General features: G+C 61.9%; 14 protein-coding genes. 6 read left to right on the top strand and 8 right to left on the bottom strand.

Annotated features, from left to right (window positions below):
- Window positions 1-159: 159 nt before the first annotated feature.
- The 3 genes from MCB86_RS16610 to MCB86_RS16600 form a co-directional block, all read right to left on the bottom strand.
- Entirely contained in the window at window positions 160-852 is a 693-nt protein-coding gene (locus MCB86_RS16610) for a DUF2057 family protein (protein WP_239611526.1), read from the bottom strand.
- A gap of 154 nt (window positions 853-1,006) precedes the next feature.
- Window positions 1,007-2,062 (bottom strand): porin, encoded by a 1,056-nt coding sequence (locus MCB86_RS16605; protein WP_239611525.1) that lies wholly within the window; start codon window positions 2,060-2,062, stop codon window positions 1,007-1,009.
- Between the two features lie 345 nt (window positions 2,063-2,407).
- Window positions 2,408-3,529 (bottom strand): beta-ketoacyl-ACP synthase III, encoded by a 1,122-nt coding sequence (locus MCB86_RS16600; RefSeq protein ID WP_045163183.1) that lies wholly within the window; start codon window positions 3,527-3,529, stop codon window positions 2,408-2,410.
- Window positions 3,530-3,848: 319 nt separating this feature from the next.
- Here MCB86_RS16600 and MCB86_RS16595 point away from each other — a divergent pair, with 319 nt between their 5' ends.
- Window positions 3,849-4,379 carry a hypothetical protein gene (locus tag MCB86_RS16595; protein ID WP_045163288.1) on the top strand — a complete coding sequence of 177 codons (531 nt, stop codon included), beginning with the start codon at window positions 3,849-3,851 and terminating at the stop codon, window positions 4,377-4,379.
- Between the two features lie 43 nt (window positions 4,380-4,422).
- Here the strand turns inward: MCB86_RS16595 and MCB86_RS16590 are convergent, their stop codons facing one another.
- The gene (locus tag MCB86_RS16590) at window positions 4,423-4,635 is read right to left on the bottom strand and encodes a DUF3820 family protein (protein WP_025242650.1); all 213 of its coding nucleotides are present in this window, start codon (window positions 4,633-4,635) and stop codon (window positions 4,423-4,425) included.
- A gap of 315 nt (window positions 4,636-4,950) precedes the next feature.
- On the opposite strand from MCB86_RS16590, the gene MCB86_RS16585 reads away from it, so the two are divergent.
- The 3 genes from MCB86_RS16585 (at window position 4,951) to MCB86_RS16575 (ending at window position 8,367) form a co-directional block, all read left to right on the top strand.
- Complete coding sequence (locus tag MCB86_RS16585) at window positions 4,951-6,309, top strand: cytochrome B6 (protein WP_080890644.1); 1,359 nt, start codon at window positions 4,951-4,953, stop codon at window positions 6,307-6,309.
- A 143-nt stretch (window positions 6,310-6,452) separates the two neighbouring features.
- Window positions 6,453-6,977 carry an ankyrin repeat domain-containing protein gene (locus MCB86_RS16580; protein ID WP_239611524.1) on the top strand — a complete coding sequence of 175 codons (525 nt, stop codon included), beginning with the start codon at window positions 6,453-6,455 and terminating at the stop codon, window positions 6,975-6,977.
- A gap of 166 nt (window positions 6,978-7,143) precedes the next feature.
- On the top strand, window positions 7,144-8,367 hold the full coding sequence (locus MCB86_RS16575) for an MFS transporter (protein ID WP_239611523.1): 1,224 nt from the start codon (window positions 7,144-7,146) through the stop codon (window positions 8,365-8,367).
- A 63-nt stretch (window positions 8,368-8,430) separates the two neighbouring features.
- Here the strand turns inward: MCB86_RS16575 and MCB86_RS16570 are convergent, their stop codons facing one another.
- Both MCB86_RS16570 and MCB86_RS16565 read right to left on the bottom strand, forming a co-directional pair.
- A complete protein-coding gene (locus tag MCB86_RS16570) occupies window positions 8,431-9,453 on the bottom strand; it encodes a MerR family transcriptional regulator (protein ID WP_239611522.1) in 1,023 nt (340 codons plus the stop codon).
- A gap of 126 nt (window positions 9,454-9,579) precedes the next feature.
- Entirely contained in the window at window positions 9,580-10,305 is a 726-nt protein-coding gene (locus tag MCB86_RS16565; protein ID WP_239611521.1) for an SIMPL domain-containing protein, read from the bottom strand.
- 176 nt (window positions 10,306-10,481) lie between these two features.
- Between MCB86_RS16565 and MCB86_RS16560 the strand changes: the two genes are divergently transcribed.
- Window positions 10,482-11,429 (top strand): alpha/beta hydrolase, encoded by a 948-nt coding sequence (locus MCB86_RS16560; RefSeq protein WP_045163189.1) that lies wholly within the window; start codon window positions 10,482-10,484, stop codon window positions 11,427-11,429.
- 64 nt (window positions 11,430-11,493) lie between these two features.
- Here the strand turns inward: MCB86_RS16560 and MCB86_RS16555 are convergent, their stop codons facing one another.
- On the bottom strand, window positions 11,494-12,396 hold the full coding sequence (locus tag MCB86_RS16555; RefSeq protein WP_239611520.1) for an alpha/beta fold hydrolase: 903 nt from the start codon (window positions 12,394-12,396) through the stop codon (window positions 11,494-11,496).
- A 285-nt stretch (window positions 12,397-12,681) separates the two neighbouring features.
- Between MCB86_RS16555 and MCB86_RS16550 the strand changes: the two genes are divergently transcribed.
- A complete protein-coding gene (locus tag MCB86_RS16550) occupies window positions 12,682-14,541 on the top strand; it encodes an SLC13 family permease (RefSeq protein WP_239611519.1) in 1,860 nt (619 codons plus the stop codon).
- 18 nt (window positions 14,542-14,559) lie between these two features.
- Here the strand turns inward: MCB86_RS16550 and MCB86_RS16545 are convergent, their stop codons facing one another.
- A complete protein-coding gene (locus MCB86_RS16545; protein ID WP_239611518.1) occupies window positions 14,560-15,570 on the bottom strand; it encodes an alpha/beta hydrolase in 1,011 nt (336 codons plus the stop codon).
- Window positions 15,571-15,726: the final 156 nt, after the last annotated feature.

The raw sequence follows: 15,726 nt of genomic DNA, 5'->3' as shown, positions 1-15,726 counted from the left end.
TTGAACTGCGCAACAGTCACGGCTATCCGGCTTGAGAGCAATGATTAAGCTCCGCCCTTCTCCCTCTCTCATTACGAGAGGGGGAAGGCGACGCCTGTGGTCAGGTGTGGCAGCGCTGAATCTCAACGGCTCCTAGAGTGAAAAAGCGACTTGATGCGCTTACTGCTGGGCCCACTTCAAGAACGCCTCGCGGCTTTGCGGAGTCAGCATGTTCCACATCTGCTGCAGGGTGGTCAGGGTCGCATCGCTGTGTGGCAGGGTAGCCGTCGCCGAGGGCGTCTGGCGCAACGTCACTGCCTGGGTGGCCGGCTCAGCAGCGCCTAAGGGGGAAACGGTGGAGGTTTCCGGGGCGACTTCACTTGAACCCATCATCGCGCTGAGCACGGAAGTATTGCGGTTGCCGGCCTGCGCCTCAAGGCGTTCGCCCGTGCGGGTGTTTTCTGCCCAGGCGGGGAAATTGGTCTCGAACTCACGGGCCTCGGCCAAGTTCTGCGGACGATCAAAGTCCAGACGCCATACTTCCCCGGCCTTCCCCTCGAAGTTGAAGATGGCGGTACGGCTGCGCACCACTTCATGGCTCATGCCGCCATCGATATCGAAGCCGTTCTTGTAGAAGGCTTGGACCTGATAAGCACCCGGTTGCAGATGCAAGCGCTTGTCCGAGGCGCCGAACATAGAGTTGGCGGCCGAATATGGCTGGCCATTAATAGTGCGGATCTCCAACTCGCTGGGAACCACTAGTTTCAACACCTTATTCTCCGGCAATGGCGAACCGGCATACAGCTGAACATGGGGCTGTTGGGCACAGGCTGCCAGCAGGCACGCCATGGCGATAACGAACAAACTGCGCATGAAAACTCCTAGATGCGAAGACCCGCCGACTCGACGGTCTGGATTCGATGACGAACAGGAAACAAGAATAAGTCCGAAAGATGTCAACTAAATGACAAACCGGGCTGTCCCTGAGGGAACAGCCCGGTTCGTTTAACCTGCCCAGCGACGCGGATCAGAAGTCGTAGCGCAGACCTACAGAGAGGCCGGAAGCCGCTTCACCCGCCGCAGTGGCCAGTCTCTCGTTTGCCGAGCGGGCTTGTTCCCACGGTACCTGAGCGGAGTTTTCGTCGTTATCGACCACGGCATAGTTGGCATAGACACGAACGGCCTTGTCCAGCTTGTGCTCGACACCAACTACCCACATATCGGCGTCGGCGTTATCGGCGTCGGAGTTGCGAGTCATCCACATGGCTTTCAGAGCAGTGTTCTTGGCAACCGCGAACTCGCCACCCAGACCATAGACGTCGGACGACCAGGCGTCGCTCTGGGCTTGAACCGGCGAGTCATGGTCAACCGTCTGATAGAAGCCCACCAGCTTGAAGGCATCGGTGAGCTTGTAGGCGGCAGCGGCACGGATGCCATCACGTTCGCCACGAGAAGCGTCTTCTTCTACCTTCTCGTATGCCAGGGCGGCCTCCAGCGGGCCGCCTGCATAGTTCAGCGACATGCTGAGGGCATCGCTGTCTTCGTCCTCGACAGCCCACTGACCTTCATACATCGAGTAGGCAAGTTTGGCATTGAAACCACCCATGGTCGGGGTGGTGTACTGGATCGTGTTGTCATAACGCTCGTCGAAGCGGCCATTGCCGAAACGGGTCAGGTTACGCATGTCACCAACTTGGTCACCGAACAGGTTAGCCGGGCCGCGGGCTACCTTGAACGGGCTGTCGAAACGACCAATCTGAACTGCACCGATGTCGTTGCTGCGCAGGCCGACAAAAGTGTCACGAGTGGCGAAGTCCGTGCTGTCGCCATCGTTACCGCCGCTGGTGAAGCTGATCTGCTGCTCGATCTGGAAGAAAGCTTCCAGATTCGGGTTGATCTGGTGATCACCCTTGAAACCCAAGCGCGAAGAGTTGCTCGACAGGTTGGTTTCGGAATAGTCGGCGCCATCATCGAGGTAATCTACCGATATGTGTGCACGGCCGTAGAACGACACGTCGGCCATTGCCACAGCAGGCACCGCCATCGCAGCACCAACAGCAATCGCAATCAACTTCTTCTTCATCAGGGAAAGCTCCTTCGTTTATGAAACGTCGTCCTGCGGATGACATGACGTCGTCTGTTTCAACGGAGGCGATTATGGGAAGCCGATATGACAGAAGGTTTGCTGCAATATGACATTTCAAAGATCAGGGAACTTCTCTGCAAGTGGCGTTGCAGAGCAGTCCGGCGGGAGCAACCAGTGCTGCATCATGAGTTAACGGCTTCATTCGAAGCTTTTGCTTGCTACGCTCAGTAAGGCAGACGCCCACGTCCTGCATGGTCAGGAACTAGACGCTGAGCATCCTGCATTCCCACGCAGAGCATGGGAATGCGTATTGCCCATATCGGAGCAGCGGATGTGGAAGGGTCAGCGCTTGCGCAAAATCACGCTGCCGATCGAGTAGCCAGCACCAAACGAGCTGAGCACGCCAAGGCTGCCAGCCGAAAGGTCGTCCTGATGCTTGTGGAAGGCGATCACCGAACCGGCCGAACTGGTGTTGGCGTAGGTGTCGAGAATGACCGGCGCCTCTTCCGGGCTGGCGTCGCGACCCAAGAGTTTGCGCACAATCAGATGGTTCATGTTCAGGTTGGCCTGGTGCAGCCAGAAGCGCTTGACGGCGCTGACCTCGATTTCGTTCTCCTTTAGATGTTCGCCGATCAGCTCGGCCACCATCGGGCAGACTTCCTTGAACACCTTGCGACCTTCCTGGACGAACAGCTTGTCCGGGTTGGTCATGTATTCCTCGGCGGTGCGGTTCAGAAAGCCGAAGTTGTTGCGGATGTTGTTGGAGAACTCGGTCGCCAGCTTGGTGCTGACCACGTCCCATTGGTATGGCGAAGTGGCCAGGTCGGCGCGCTCGATGATCACCGCCGTGCAGGCGTCGCCGAAAATGAAATGGCTGTCGCGGTCACGGAAGTTCATGTGCCCGGTGCAGATCTCCGGGTTGACCATCAGCACGGCACGCGCCTGACCCAATTGCACCGAGTTCGCCGCGTTCTGGATGCCAAAGGTGGCCGAGGAGCAGGCCACGTTCATGTCGAAGCCGAAACCCTTGATGCCCAGCGCCGCCTGCACTTCGATGGCGATCGCCGGGTAGGCGCGCTGCAGGTTGGAGCAGGCGACGATCACGCCGTCGATATCGGCGGCAGTCTTGCCTGCGCGCGCCAGTGCCTGCTCGGCCGCCTTGACCGACATCTCGCAGAGGATCGACCACTGTTCGTTGCTGCGCTCGGGAATACGCGGGACCATGCGGTCCGGGTCGAGAATGCCGGCCTTGTCGGTGACGAAGCGACTCTTGATGCCCGACGCCTTCTCGATAAAGGCCGAGCTGGATTCCGGTACCGGCTGCACGTCACCCGCCTCGATGGCGGCGGCGTGTTCGGCGTTGAAGCGACGGGCGTAGGTGTTGAACGACTCGACCAGTTCGTCGTTGGAAATGCTGTGGGCAGGGGTATAAAGGCCGGTACCGCTGATGACGACGTTATGCACAGTCGTTCCTCTTGAATATTGGCTGATCGTTGTCTGGCGCCGCAACGGAGCGAGGCCGGCCAGCGCCGTTCGCCATCGTTCATGCCGCGTCTGTTTATATGGCGGCTATTGTGCACGAAAACCTGGCAGATGCCGCAGCTTGGCGTTCAAATGCAGACAAAACAGATCACAAGCCTGCAACGTCACCCGCGTTGACGCGTCAGGGAAGCGGGTGTCGAGAGGGGAACGCCATCCCGACATGCCGGCTGCGTTCCAAAGGCGCCCGTCGGCAATGATCGCTTTCGGCTATTCTTGCGATCCCAACCCACAGGACCATCCGATGAAAGACCCACTCGCCGAGCTGATCCGTCTGATCAGCTCGGGCTGCATGAGCGAAGACGAGATCAACCGCCTCGCTGACGAAGCGGCCCAAGCCTATGCCGATCCCGGTGCCTTTCTGCAGGCCAACCCGGACATCATCTACGACGATGACTTCCCCATTCCGCTAGGCGAATGGATGATCGTCGGCAGCCTGCCGGACACCGTGCTGTTCCAGGCCGACGATTACCAGACGCTGTTCGAGCAGATCGTCGGCTCGTTCGGCCCGGACGTGAATTTCGTCCTCAAACCCAAGCAGTTGGCGAAAACCGAGCCGCTGAAGGCGCTCAACCGCATCCAGACGCAACTCAGCAGTCTCTACCCGGAAAAAGGCGGCTACGTGCTGGTGGACTTCAGCGAGCCATTGGATGACGAACTGCAAGCGGTGCTCGTATACACCAGCGATATCGAGCGGGTAATGACCCTGGCGGTGGAAGTGGGCATCTATGCCGCCCCGGCGCTGGCGGCGTTACAAGCTGAAAGCGAAGGCTGAGCCAGCTCCGCTGCCGTTTCGTTCGCCCCGAGCGGCAACGGGCCTAGCGTCGGCGCAGCGGCTCCAATAGCCCTGACAGACCGTTATGGTCGATTTCCTGCATCAGCGCCAGCAACTGGCCAATTTCCCCGGGCGGGAAGCCAACCCGCGCGAACCAGTTCAGGTAGTTGCCCGGAAGATCTGCGATCAACCGCCCCTTGTACTTACCGTACGGCATCGTCTGGGTCACCAGGCGTTCGAGGTCTTCGGGTTTCATGGCAGCGCTTCGGTCGACGGAGCGCAGATACTGCCACAGCCGGTCTGAAACGGCAGCTTGGGTAAGCTGAACCCTTTCGTCATAACGCTGCGCGCCAAGCAAGCGCACAGCTATAAGGCACATCGCCATGATCCCTCCAGCCTGCGCCACCGCTGACGACAGCGAATAGCCGGGGTTCGCTAGAGGTTCTCTATCACGACCATAGGCCTTGCCTATTTAGCAAGCGAAGCCATTTGCTTCTAGGCCTTCTGTACGACCTCGTCGATACAGGAAAACAACAATATGAATGCCGTCCTAGCCCGTTCGTGCCTGGCCATGGCACTTGGCACCATGCCGATCGTACCGATGGCCTACGCCGCCGAAGACGATAAGCCGACCAGCTACAACCCCGTGGTCATCAGCGAGAATTTCGATGCGATCATGCAGCGCATGTCAGCGGACAAGCCTGCCATCCTCGAGAGGCACATGGAGCTGCTGAGGCAGCGCTACGACCTCAGCGACACGCCAGCCGAAGGCGTCACCATGGCGCGCGGCAAGCCGATACAAGCCGGCGTGCGGGTCAAGCTCGCGGGTGGCAGCTGGGAGGAATTGGCGCAACTGAGCCCCGAGCAGATCCGCCAACAGAAGCGCTTCCCCGCCGGGTTCATGCCGCTACCACACCCGAACCATCCCGAAGGCGGAATGGTGTTTCCGCAGTTTCATATCGATGAGGTCAACAAGATCGAGGGCCGCGACCTGACCCGCTTCGACCTGGATTTCGACCTACCGGACCACTTCCTTCCGGAATTCCCGGCGCCGATCTATCTCACCACGCGGCCGGATCTCGGCGATGTATCCCAGGGCAAGCTGGTGAACATCCGCAACTACTTCGAGCTGTTCAACGGCATCCTCAACCCCAAGCAGCTCGAAGGGCTGCGCCTGCTGGTGACGACTTTTCCGCAACAGCAATTCAATGCGACCGATGACCGGCGCAGCGAGCATCCACATACCGGAGTCGCCTGCCTGGATTGCCACGCCAACGGTCATACCAATGCCGCCACGCACCTGGCCGGTGACGTGCGGCCGCAGAAATTCCGCCACCGCATCGACACGCCCACCCTGCGCGGCGTGAACGTGCAACAGATCTTCGGCTCCCAGCGCGCGCTGAAGACGGTCGAAGATTTCACCGAATTCGAGCAGCGCGCCGCCTATTTCGATGGCGACATCGTGCTGGCGGCGAAAAAAGGCGTGAATGTGCTCGAGCGCGGCAGCCAGGTGCATTTCATGGGCGAGTTCCAGGCACTGCTGGACTTCCCGCCGGCCCCCAAGCTCAACGTCGAGGGCCGACTCGACCCGGCCAAGGCCAGCGAACAGGAACTGCGCGGCGAGCAGGTTTTCCACGGTAAAGGCGCCTGCGCAAGCTGCCACATACCGCCCTACTACACCGACCACCTGATGCATAACCTGCAGACCGAACGCTTCTACGAACCCCAGGAGTACAACGGCGTCATGGCCGTCGGCGACGGGCCGATCAAGACCTTCCCGCTGCGCGGCATCAAGGACTCGCCTCCGTACCTGCACGACGGTCGCCTGCTGACACTCGAGGACACCGTCGAGTTCTTCAACCTGGTATTGCAGCGCGGCCTGAGCCAGGAGGAGAAAGCCGATCTGGTGGCGTTTTTGCGCACCCTGTGACGCCGCTGCGCCAGGGTTGAGGTCCTAATACGGACGGCCTATTGCAGGCATGGCCTTTGTCATGGCGCCTTTTGCCCTGTCGCTTGTCACAATGCTGCACGCGCCGGCAAACGTCGGCGCATCGCCTCATCGAGGAGCGCTCCATGACCGAACCAGCCCAACCCAAGCCCGAACTGGACGACGCCGCGCTGGCCTTTGCCGAGCAGATATTCGACAGCGCCCGTAAAGGCGATGCTGTGCGCCTCGCCGACCTGCTCGGCCGCGGCCTGCCGGCTAACATACGCAACCACAACGGCGACAGCCTGTTGATGCTCGCCACCTACCATGGTCATCTCGATGCGTCACGCGTGCTGCTGGAGAGCGGCGCCGATCCGCAGCTGCGCAACGACAAAGGCCAGACACCGCTGGCGGGTGCGGCGTTCAAGGGGGATCTGGCGATGATCAGGCTGCTGCTCGAACAGGGCGCCGATGTAGAGGGCGCATCGCCTGATGGCAAAACCGCGCTGATGGTGGCCGCCATGTTCAACCGCACCGAGATCGTCCAATACCTGATCGCCCAGGGTGCCAACCCGCACGCTGCCGACCGCAACGGTGCCACGCCACTCACCGCCGCCGCGATGATGGGCGCCGCCGACACCCATGCGCTGCTGAGCAAGTTCGCCGACTGACCGGCACCGCCCTACCAATCGCGGCGCTCGACGCCCGTGCCGCGTCGTTGAACCATCGCGTCCTCTTCCGATCTCTGTGTACTGAGCCGAAAGCAGCCAGCGCTCCCCTTCCGGCGCGCTGCACGGGATAATCCCGCATTTTTCTCCGCCACCTCCGAGGACGACCATGACGGCGTACACCGCCCCGCCGACGCCGCGCTTTTCTCCGCGCGCGATCCTGTTGATAGAGCTGGCGCTAGCCATGGGCGGTTTCGCTATCGGCACAGGCGAGTTCACCATCATGGGACTGATGCCCAACGTGGCGCAGGGATTGGGCATCAGCGAGCCGCAGGTCGGCCATGTGATCAGCACCTACGCTTTGGGTGTGGTGGTCGGGGCGCCGCTGCTGGCGATCCTCGGCTCGCGGTTGTTCCGCCGACATTTGCTGTTGCTGCTGATGAGTTTCTTCGCGCTGGGCAACTTCGCCAGCGCCATGGCCCCGGATTACCACTCGCTGATGCTGTTCCGCTTCATCGCCGGACTGCCCCACGGCGCCTATTTCGGCGTGGCCATGCTGGTCGCCGCATCGATGGTGCCGGCGGATCAACGCGCCAAGGCGGTCAGCCGGGTGCTGGCCGGACTGACCATCGCCATGCTGATCGGCAACCCCATCGCGACTTGGCTGGGGCAGTGGCTGAGCTGGCGTTGGGCGTTCGGCCTGGTGGGGCTCATCGCGCTGCTGACGGTGCTGCTGGTGGCAATCTTCCTGCCACTGGACCGTAGCGAGCCACGTAATAATCCGATGCGCGAACTACGCGATTTCAATCGCAAACCGGTGTGGCTGGCGCTGGCCATCAGCTCGATCGGCTTTGCTGGCATGTTCTGCGTGTTCAGCTACCTGGCGCCGACCCTGCTGGAGGTTACCCGCGTCAGCGAAAGCTGGATTCCGGTGGGCCTGGCGGCCTTCGGTCTGGGCGGTATCGTCGGCAATATTTTCGGTGGCTGGCTATTCGATAAGCTGCGCTTCAAAGCCATCGCCTGGCTATTGCTCTGGAGCATTTTCGTCCTGCTGGTATTTCCCTTTGCCACCCATTCACTATGGACCATCCTGCCGGCGGCCTTCGCAGTGGGTACCATGGTCTCGCTGTCGCCTGCACTGCAGACGCACCTGATGGACGTAGCCGCCGATGCGCAGACGCTGGCCGCGGCGTCCAACCATTCGGCATTCAACGTCGCCAACGCGCTCGGCCCCTGGCTTGGCGGACTGGCCATCAGCGCTGGCCTGGGTTGGACCTCCACCGGCTACATCGGCGCTGCCACCGGTGCGGTCGGTTTGTTGGTGTTCTGGTGGGCCTGGACATCACGCGACGACGGTCAAGCGTCCCCCGAAACGGCCATCGCCTGCGATTGAATACCCGAATTAACGTGGGAGGGGTTGAGTTCGCAGTATCCATCCCACGCACAACTCATAGCGTCAGGTGCAGAGCGCATCGACCGCCTGGCCGAGGTAGCGCAACAGGCCTTCATCAACCCAGGTGCCCTCCATCAGGCTGGGCTCGCGCTGGTTGGCCTGGCGAATCGTCTGCTGGATCCGCGGATCGTCACCTGCATAGGCGCGAAACAGTGCCAGCCAACGTCGGGCCAGCTGCTGCACCTGCTCGGAGTCGGGCGCCAGGCCATCCCGTTGCGCCTTACGCAACGCAGCGATCAGGCCAGGCCATTCACGCATGCTGTCCAGGTAGTGCCGACGCATGAACGCCATGCTGTCGGGATCGAGGTAGCGCTCGTACACGGCCAGCTTGGTCTCGGCAAAGGCTCGTAGCACATAGTCACTGACCTCACGGGAGATGCCGGTCTGTTGCTGCAGTACCGGTTCTTCCAAGTGCATGGCGTCGAGTTTCGCCAGCAGGCCAGGATCGGCCGCGGTGTCCCGCTCCAGTTGCTGCATCCAGCGTCGCGCCAGCGCTTTCGCCCGTTCGTCCTGCGGGTCGACTTCTTCGTGTAGCAGCCGTGCGCCCTCCTCGGCCAGTTCGGCCCAGCGGGCATCGCTCACGGCGTTGCGGTTGTAGAACGGCAGTTGCCGCAGTTCGTCTTCGGAAAAATACTTCTCGTACATGCTCATCAACTCCAGTGCTTCCAGCCAGTCGGCAAGCGCCGGCTCGTCGCCCGAGACGCACTGCTGATGCAGCTGCGCCAGCCGTTCGCGCAGCCGTATCTGGCGTGCGATCTGCTGGTCGAGCAGGCTCAACTGCTGCTCGATCACGGCGGACACCGACCGCCCTTGCCGGTCGAGAATCGCTCCGACTTCGGCCAGCGAAACACCCAGGCTTCGTAGCGCCTGGATCTGCTGCAACCGTGCAACATCGTCACGGTTGTACAGCCGATAGCCCGCGTCGGAGCGCGCGGATGGGCGTAGCAATCCGATGTCGTCGTAGTGGTGCAAGGTCCTGACGGTCAAACCACAACGCCGGGCCAATTCACCTACTTTCAACTGCATCGCAAAGCGCTCCTCGTCCGTGCGAAAGTGATGGTCGGGCCTCACGCAACGTGAGGGTCAATGGCATCAAGGAAGTTTTTCGACAGCGACCGTCCCGGATACGAGCGGATCGTTGCGACGTGATGTTTACTGAAGGGCGTATTCGAAGGTACTGACTACCCGCAGACGCTTGCCCGGCGTGCGACCGGTATCCATGTCGCTGCCATCGTCGTCGAGCACGCGGATCACCCCCTGATTGGCGTTTTTCAGCTCGCCCAGACGCGCACCAGCATCCTCGGCGAATTTGGCCGCCTGCTCGCGCGCGTTGCGTGTAGCGTCTTCCAGCAAGGCCGGCTTGAGATCATTGAAGCCGCGCAGCTGATAACGTGGCCCGCTGAAACCGTTCTGCTCGGTATCGAGCTGGATACCGGCCTGGATCAGCGGATCGACACCGTTGGCGGCCTTGCCGACCGCCTCGACACGCGTCGACTTGACCAGCACCTGGCCGCTGCCGTTGAAGCGCAGGGCGATCTCCTGCGGCGCCCATTCACGCGCCAGCAGGTCCTGAACCTGCAACGGGCGCACCTCGATCTCGTCATCAGCGAAGCCCTGCTCGCGCAGGAACGCCACCACCCGGCTGCGATCGTCCGACAAGCCCTGCTGGACGCCGGCGAAATCGTTGCCGGCGCGACGGAAGCCGAGCGTCCAGACGGCAAAATCGCTTTGCACGTCGCGTTCTGCCAGCCCTTTGACCGTCACCGAGCGGTCGGCCATACGAAAACGTTCCACCCCCTGCCCCACCGACCAGCCGGCGAAGGCGAGCGCGGCGGCAATCAACAGGGCGGGCAGCAAACCGATGCGTGTTGTGATCACGATGAAACTCCTGAAAACGACGGGAGCCAGGATGCTAACCCGCGCTGAAGGCCAATGGTGCGAAGCGGACATCGCTACGCTGCAATCTGTAGTAAAGACTTGTCGTCGCGAGCCGCTTGCATGCGCCCGCCAGCTAATCGCTCAATGGCGCTTCACTAGGAGATGCCCCAGCCGCCATGTCGACCTTGTCGCTCTTTCGCAAAAAAGCCCGCTCCAATTTCTTGCTGTTCATTGCCGCGGCGCTCGCCGTCCTGCCGATCGGCTGCTCGCTGCTGGAGCACAAAGAGCGTGAGCTGGTGTTCCGAATCGAGCCTGGTACAGCCAGTTGGTATCGCGGGCTGCCCAGCGGCGTGGAAGAACGCGAATTAAGCGCGCCAGCGTTCGGCGACAGCCAGAACATTCACGCTTGGTGGTGGCCAGCCGAACAGGTAAACGCGCCGGCAATCCTTTATTTGCATGGGTCGCGTTGGAATCTCACAGGGCACTTGTTCCGGCTGGAGCAAATCCGTTCGCTGGGCTTTTCAGTGCTGGCGATCGATTACCGCGGCTTCGGTCAGAGCTTGGGCGAGCTGCCGTCCGAATCCAGCGTTTACGAGGACGCGCGGATTGCCTGGGATCATCTCAAGACGCTGCAGCCCGATGCCGACAAGCGTTTGATCTATGGCCATTCGCTGGGCGGTGCGGTGGCGGTGGATCTAGCGGCCGAGCTGGGTCTCGAAGCCGAACGTCGCGGCGAAGCGCCGCCCGCACGCGCGCTGATCGTCGAGTCCAGCTTCACCAACCTGGCCGATATCGCGACGGAAGTGGCCGACACCCCCTGGCCGATCCGCTGGCTGGTGTCGCAGAAATTCGATTCGATCGACAAGATCGATCAGATCGGCATGCCGCTGCTGCTGGTTCACGGTACGGATGATCAATACGTACCGGCCCGCTTCAGCGAAGAACTATACGCCGCCGCCAAGCACCCCAAGCAGCTTCTGCTGATCGAAGGCGGCACCCATAACAACGCAATGCGTGTGGGTCGCCGAGCCTATTCCGACGCCATCCGGGAATTGCTGGCTGCGCCAAGGGAGCACGCTGCGGATAGCGGATCGCCCGGAGACGTGCATACCAACCGCGGCTAGACACCGTTTGGGCCTGAAAGCACGGCTTCGCTACGCCGGTAACGCTGGATCCCGCAGTGCGTACTCAACAGGCCTCGCAGGCGACGGGCTGGGGAGCACCCGACCAAGGATTGCGACCCTCGCCGATCCACGCCAGGCTCGCCAGCCAGAAGCCGTCACGGTGGCGTTCATGGAACAGATCGAAATGCCCGACGCGCGCCAGACCCAACTCGGCGGGGCTGAGCCGCACATGGTCGCGCTGGCTGTTGCGGTAGTAGCTCAATCCCCGCTCGATGGCCGGCGAGGTGCCGTACTCATCATCGCTGACGCTGACCGCCAGAATCGGGGCGTAGACGGCGGCGAATCGCGCCAACATCTGTTCGCGCTCATGCGCTGGGTAGCTGTGCTCCATTCGCGCCCGGCGAAACGCCCACTCCAGCGCCACGCCGGCCGGCAGGTCTTCCAGCCAGCCCAGCCGTCGTCCCGGAAAATAGCCGTAGAGCGCCGTCACGGCCGGCATGAACAGATGCCACTTGGCAAACATCCGCCAACGTTGGGCGGCGGCGTAATCGCGCCAATAGGCATATTGCGCACCGACGCTGAGAAAGCGGTCCACTTGGCTGGCGGCCTCGGCGAACCCCGGCAGAAAGCCACCGATGCTGTGCCCGACCGTGACCAATAGGCCGTCCGGGTCGCGCTCACGCATCCAGCGCACTGCCGCATCGAAATCGTAGTCGCCCCAGTCGCGCCAACGAATGTCGACCCCGCGCAGGTTCTTTGGCCGCGAGCCACCGATACCGCGGTAATCGTAGGTCAGCACCGCATATCCATGCTCGCGCAGAAACGCGGCGTAGCGGGCGTAGTAGCGTGCCAGCACGCCGGTTGCGCTATTGATGATCACCGAGCCGCGCGCCGTGCCATTGGGCAGCCAGAGCTGCGCGGCAAGCGAATAGTCATCGCGGCATTGCAGAAACATATGCTTGGGCATAGGCGGCCGTCGCTTCGTGGGGTCTCGTGCAACATTGCCCGCTGCAGCCATTTTTGGCCAGCCCATTGGTGGAGCCGGCCGATACGCCGTGCATCACGACTAGGCGGCGGCGCTGCGATGCAATCACAATGGTCGCCGGTTCCCTACCGTGAGACCGTCAACGAACGCAGCGCTGGTCCAGCGGTCCATCATCGGGCTGACGCGGCGCCGCCGCGGCGTCTGCTTTCATCCAACCGCTCTGCTCTCCGCCTTTGACTGCGGTACAGCGGCCTTTCGGAGTTCTCCATGCAAAGCGATCAGCTGATCGTATTCGCCGTGCTGGCCGCAACACTGGGGCTGTTCGTGTGGAATCGCTGGCGTTACGACATCGTTGCGCTCGGCGCCCTGCTGGTCGTCACCCTGACCGGTATCGTGCCGCCAGAGAACACCTTCATGGGCCTTGGGCATCCGGCGGTGATCACTGTCGCTGCCGTACTGGTGCTCAGCCGCGGCCTGCTCAACAGCGGCGTGGTCGATTCACTGGCGCGCCATCTGACCCGGGTTGGCGACCAGCCCTGGATTCAGGTGCTGACGCTCACCGGTATCGTCGCGCTGTGCTCGGGCTTCATGAACAACGTCGGCGCGCTGGCGCTGTTCATGCCGGTCGCCGTATGGATGTCACGCCAGAGTGGCCGCTCGCCCTCCTATCTGCTGATGCCGCTGGCGTTCGGCTCATTGCTCGGCGGTACCCTGACGTTGATCGGTACGCCACCCAACATCATTATCGCCGGCTATCGGCGTGAAGTCGGCGAGACGCCGTTCCGCATGTTCGAGTTTCTTCCCGTAGGTCTGGCGATCACGGTCGCCGGCGTTCTGCTCATCACCCTGTTGTGGCGCCTGACCCCGCGTCGCGAGAACCAGAGCGGTGATCAGGAGCTGTTCGAGATCAGCGCCTATATGACAGAACTGCAGATTCCGCAGGGCAGCAAATATGCCGGTCGCACCTTGCGCGATCTGCTGGTCGCAGGCGGTGAAGAAGCCGATGTCATGGTCATCGCCCTGGTACGCGCCGGGCAGCATCAGCGCATGCCCTCGACCTACGAAGTGCTGCACGAGGAAGACGTTCTGCTGGTCGAAGCCGATTCGGACAGTCTCAAGAGCTTTCTCGACGTGACGCACTTGCAGCTGGCCGCCGAGGCGGACAGCAAGGCGGAAGCGCGTGAGAAAGCCGAGCAGGAAAAGCGGGCCGAAACTAATGGCGACAAGAGCCAGCAGCCAGATGACCCGGACGCCGATCGCACGCCTCGCGGGGAGCGCGCCCTGGCAGAGGCGATCATTACCGCCGGCTCGTCCCTGGTCGGCACGACCGCAACCGGCCTGGCGCTGCGTGAGCGCCACGGGGTCAACATCCTTGCCGTGGCGCGCCAAGGGCAGCGACTGCAGCAACGACTGGGCAAGATCCGCTTCGCCGCGGGCGACATTCTGCTGCTGCAGGCACGCGAGGATCAGCTGCAATCGACATTGAGCAACCTCGGTTGCCTGCCGCTGGCATCGCGCGGTCTGCGTATCACCGCGCCTCGCAAGGTGTTGTTGGCCAGTAGCATTTTTGCCGGCGCGCTGGCGCTGATCGCGTTCGGCGTGGTGCCCGCGGCGATCGCATTGGTCGGCGCGGCATTGGCGATGGTGCTCGTGGGGCTGGTCCCCACCGGCGACATCTACAAGAGCATCGACATGTCGGTCATCGTCCTGATCGCCGCGATGCTGCCGATTGGCGAGGCACTGGAAACCACCGGCGGCTCGCGCCTGATCGCCAACGCCCTGCTGGACATCAGCCAGGCGGCGCCACCGGCCGCCACGGTGGCGATCCTGATGATTGGCGTGATGCTGTTATCCAACGTGGTCAACAACGCCGCTGCCGCGGTGCTTGCCGCCCCCGTGGCGATCGCCCTCGCGCGCGGTATGGACGCCTCTGCCGATCCGCTGTTGATGGCGGTCGCCATCAGTGCTTCCTGCGCCTTTCTAACCCCCATCGGACACCAGTCGAATACGCTGGTCATGGCCCCCGGCGGTTACCGTTTCGGTGACTACTGGCGGCTCGGGCTGCCGCTGTCGATCTTGGTGGTGCTGGTGGCCGTACCCGTCATCCTCTGGGTTTGGCCTCTATAGCGGCGTCCGCGGCGTGGTTCAACGCGTCTTGAGTCCATTGAGCAACGCCCCATGGAACACATCCGGCGCCTCGACCTGCGGTGAGTGGCCCAGCTCAGGGAAAGGCACCAGGGTCGCGTTGGGAATCATCGCCGCGGCCTGCCGGCCAAGTTCGGGATAATCGCCCAGGCGTTGCGCGACGTCTTCCGGCGCTCGATTGGCTCCCGGTGCGGTGCGGTCCTTACCACCGATCAACAACAAGGTTGGCACACTCAGCGTGTCGAATTCGTGGATCACCGGCTGGGTGAAAACCATGTCAGACGTCAGCGCCTGGTTCCAGGCAACGATCTCTTTGCCGTCACCGGCGTACATCCCGGCCAGCATGCTCACCCAGCGGTCATAGCGCGGTTTCCAGCTGCCGTTGTAGTAGAACTTCTGCTGGTAGGCTTTGATCTTTTCGAAGTCGGTCTTCAACTCGCTCTGATACAGTTCTTCGATTGACGCGTAGGGCACGCCTTTTTCTTGCCAATCCTCGAGCCCGATGGGGTTGACCAGTACCAGCTGCTCGACCATCTGCGGATAATTGAGCGCGAACCGTGACGCCAGCATGCCACCCATGGAATGACCGATCACGGTGACCTTCTCCAGATCCAGCGACTCCAGCAGCGCGCGGGTGTTGTGTGCCAGCTGCGCAAAGCTGAACTGGTAAGCCTCAGGCTTGCTGGAACTGCAAAAACCGATCTGATCGGGCGCAATCACTCGATAACCGTTCTGCGAGAGCGCCGCGATGCTCTCCTCCCAAGTCGCCGCACAGAAGTTCTTGCCGTGCATCAGCACGACCGTTCGCCCATTGCCTTTGCCCGCTGGGGGCACGTCCATGTACGCCATGGTCAAAGGTTGGCGCTGAGACGAAAACTCGAAGCGCTTGATTGGGTGGGGATACTCAAACCCTTCAAGGTGCGGCCCGTAGGTCGGCTGTTGTTCAGCGTGCAGCACGGGGACGACAGTCAGCCCGGCGGCGAACATCAAGGAGGATATGGCTCGTTTCACGCATCAACTCCTGGCAGGCGACCATTCGGCCGCGATGACGTATGGGTCGTTGTGCGGAGCGGGCTGTCTTCAGAATCCAGACAGGCACCGAAGGCTCAAGCACAACGGTTTGCCTATCTGGGAGCACGAAACCGAAGTGAGGGTTCGGCGAGGACG

Source organism: Pseudomonas sp. KSR10 (genome assembly GCF_022355455.1).
Lineage (GTDB): Bacteria > Pseudomonadota > Gammaproteobacteria > Pseudomonadales > Pseudomonadaceae > Stutzerimonas > Stutzerimonas stutzeri_E.
Note: the sequence above shows the minus strand (reverse complement) of the source record. Positions and strands in the feature narration are given on the sequence as shown.

What these genes read in the sequence shown, in the direction of transcription:
- MCB86_RS16605 (WP_239611525.1), bottom strand. Translation starts at nt 2,062, where the DNA reads ATGAAGAAGAAGTTGATTGCGATTGCTGTTGGTGCTGCGATGGCGGTG.
- MCB86_RS16590 (WP_025242650.1), bottom strand. Translation starts at nt 4,635, where the DNA reads ATGAAACCCGAAGACCTCGAACGCCTGGTGACCCAGACGATGCCGTAC.
- MCB86_RS16595 (WP_045163288.1), top strand. Translation starts at nt 3,849, where the DNA reads ATGAAAGACCCACTCGCCGAGCTGATCCGTCTGATCAGCTCGGGCTGC.
- MCB86_RS16570 (WP_239611522.1), bottom strand. Translation starts at nt 9,453, where the DNA reads ATGCAGTTGAAAGTAGGTGAATTGGCCCGGCGTTGTGGTTTGACCGTC.
- MCB86_RS16585 (WP_080890644.1), top strand. Translation starts at nt 4,951, where the DNA reads ATGGCACTTGGCACCATGCCGATCGTACCGATGGCCTACGCCGCCGAA.
- MCB86_RS16555 (WP_239611520.1), bottom strand. Translation starts at nt 12,396, where the DNA reads ATGCCCAAGCATATGTTTCTGCAATGCCGCGATGACTATTCGCTTGCC.
- MCB86_RS16580 (WP_239611524.1), top strand. Translation starts at nt 6,453, where the DNA reads ATGACCGAACCAGCCCAACCCAAGCCCGAACTGGACGACGCCGCGCTG.
- MCB86_RS16560 (WP_045163189.1), top strand. Translation starts at nt 10,482, where the DNA reads ATGTCGACCTTGTCGCTCTTTCGCAAAAAAGCCCGCTCCAATTTCTTG.
- MCB86_RS16575 (WP_239611523.1), top strand. Translation starts at nt 7,144, where the DNA reads ATGACGGCGTACACCGCCCCGCCGACGCCGCGCTTTTCTCCGCGCGCG.
- MCB86_RS16610 (WP_239611526.1), bottom strand. Translation starts at nt 852, where the DNA reads ATGCGCAGTTTGTTCGTTATCGCCATGGCGTGCCTGCTGGCAGCCTGT.
- MCB86_RS16550 (WP_239611519.1), top strand. Translation starts at nt 12,682, where the DNA reads ATGCAAAGCGATCAGCTGATCGTATTCGCCGTGCTGGCCGCAACACTG.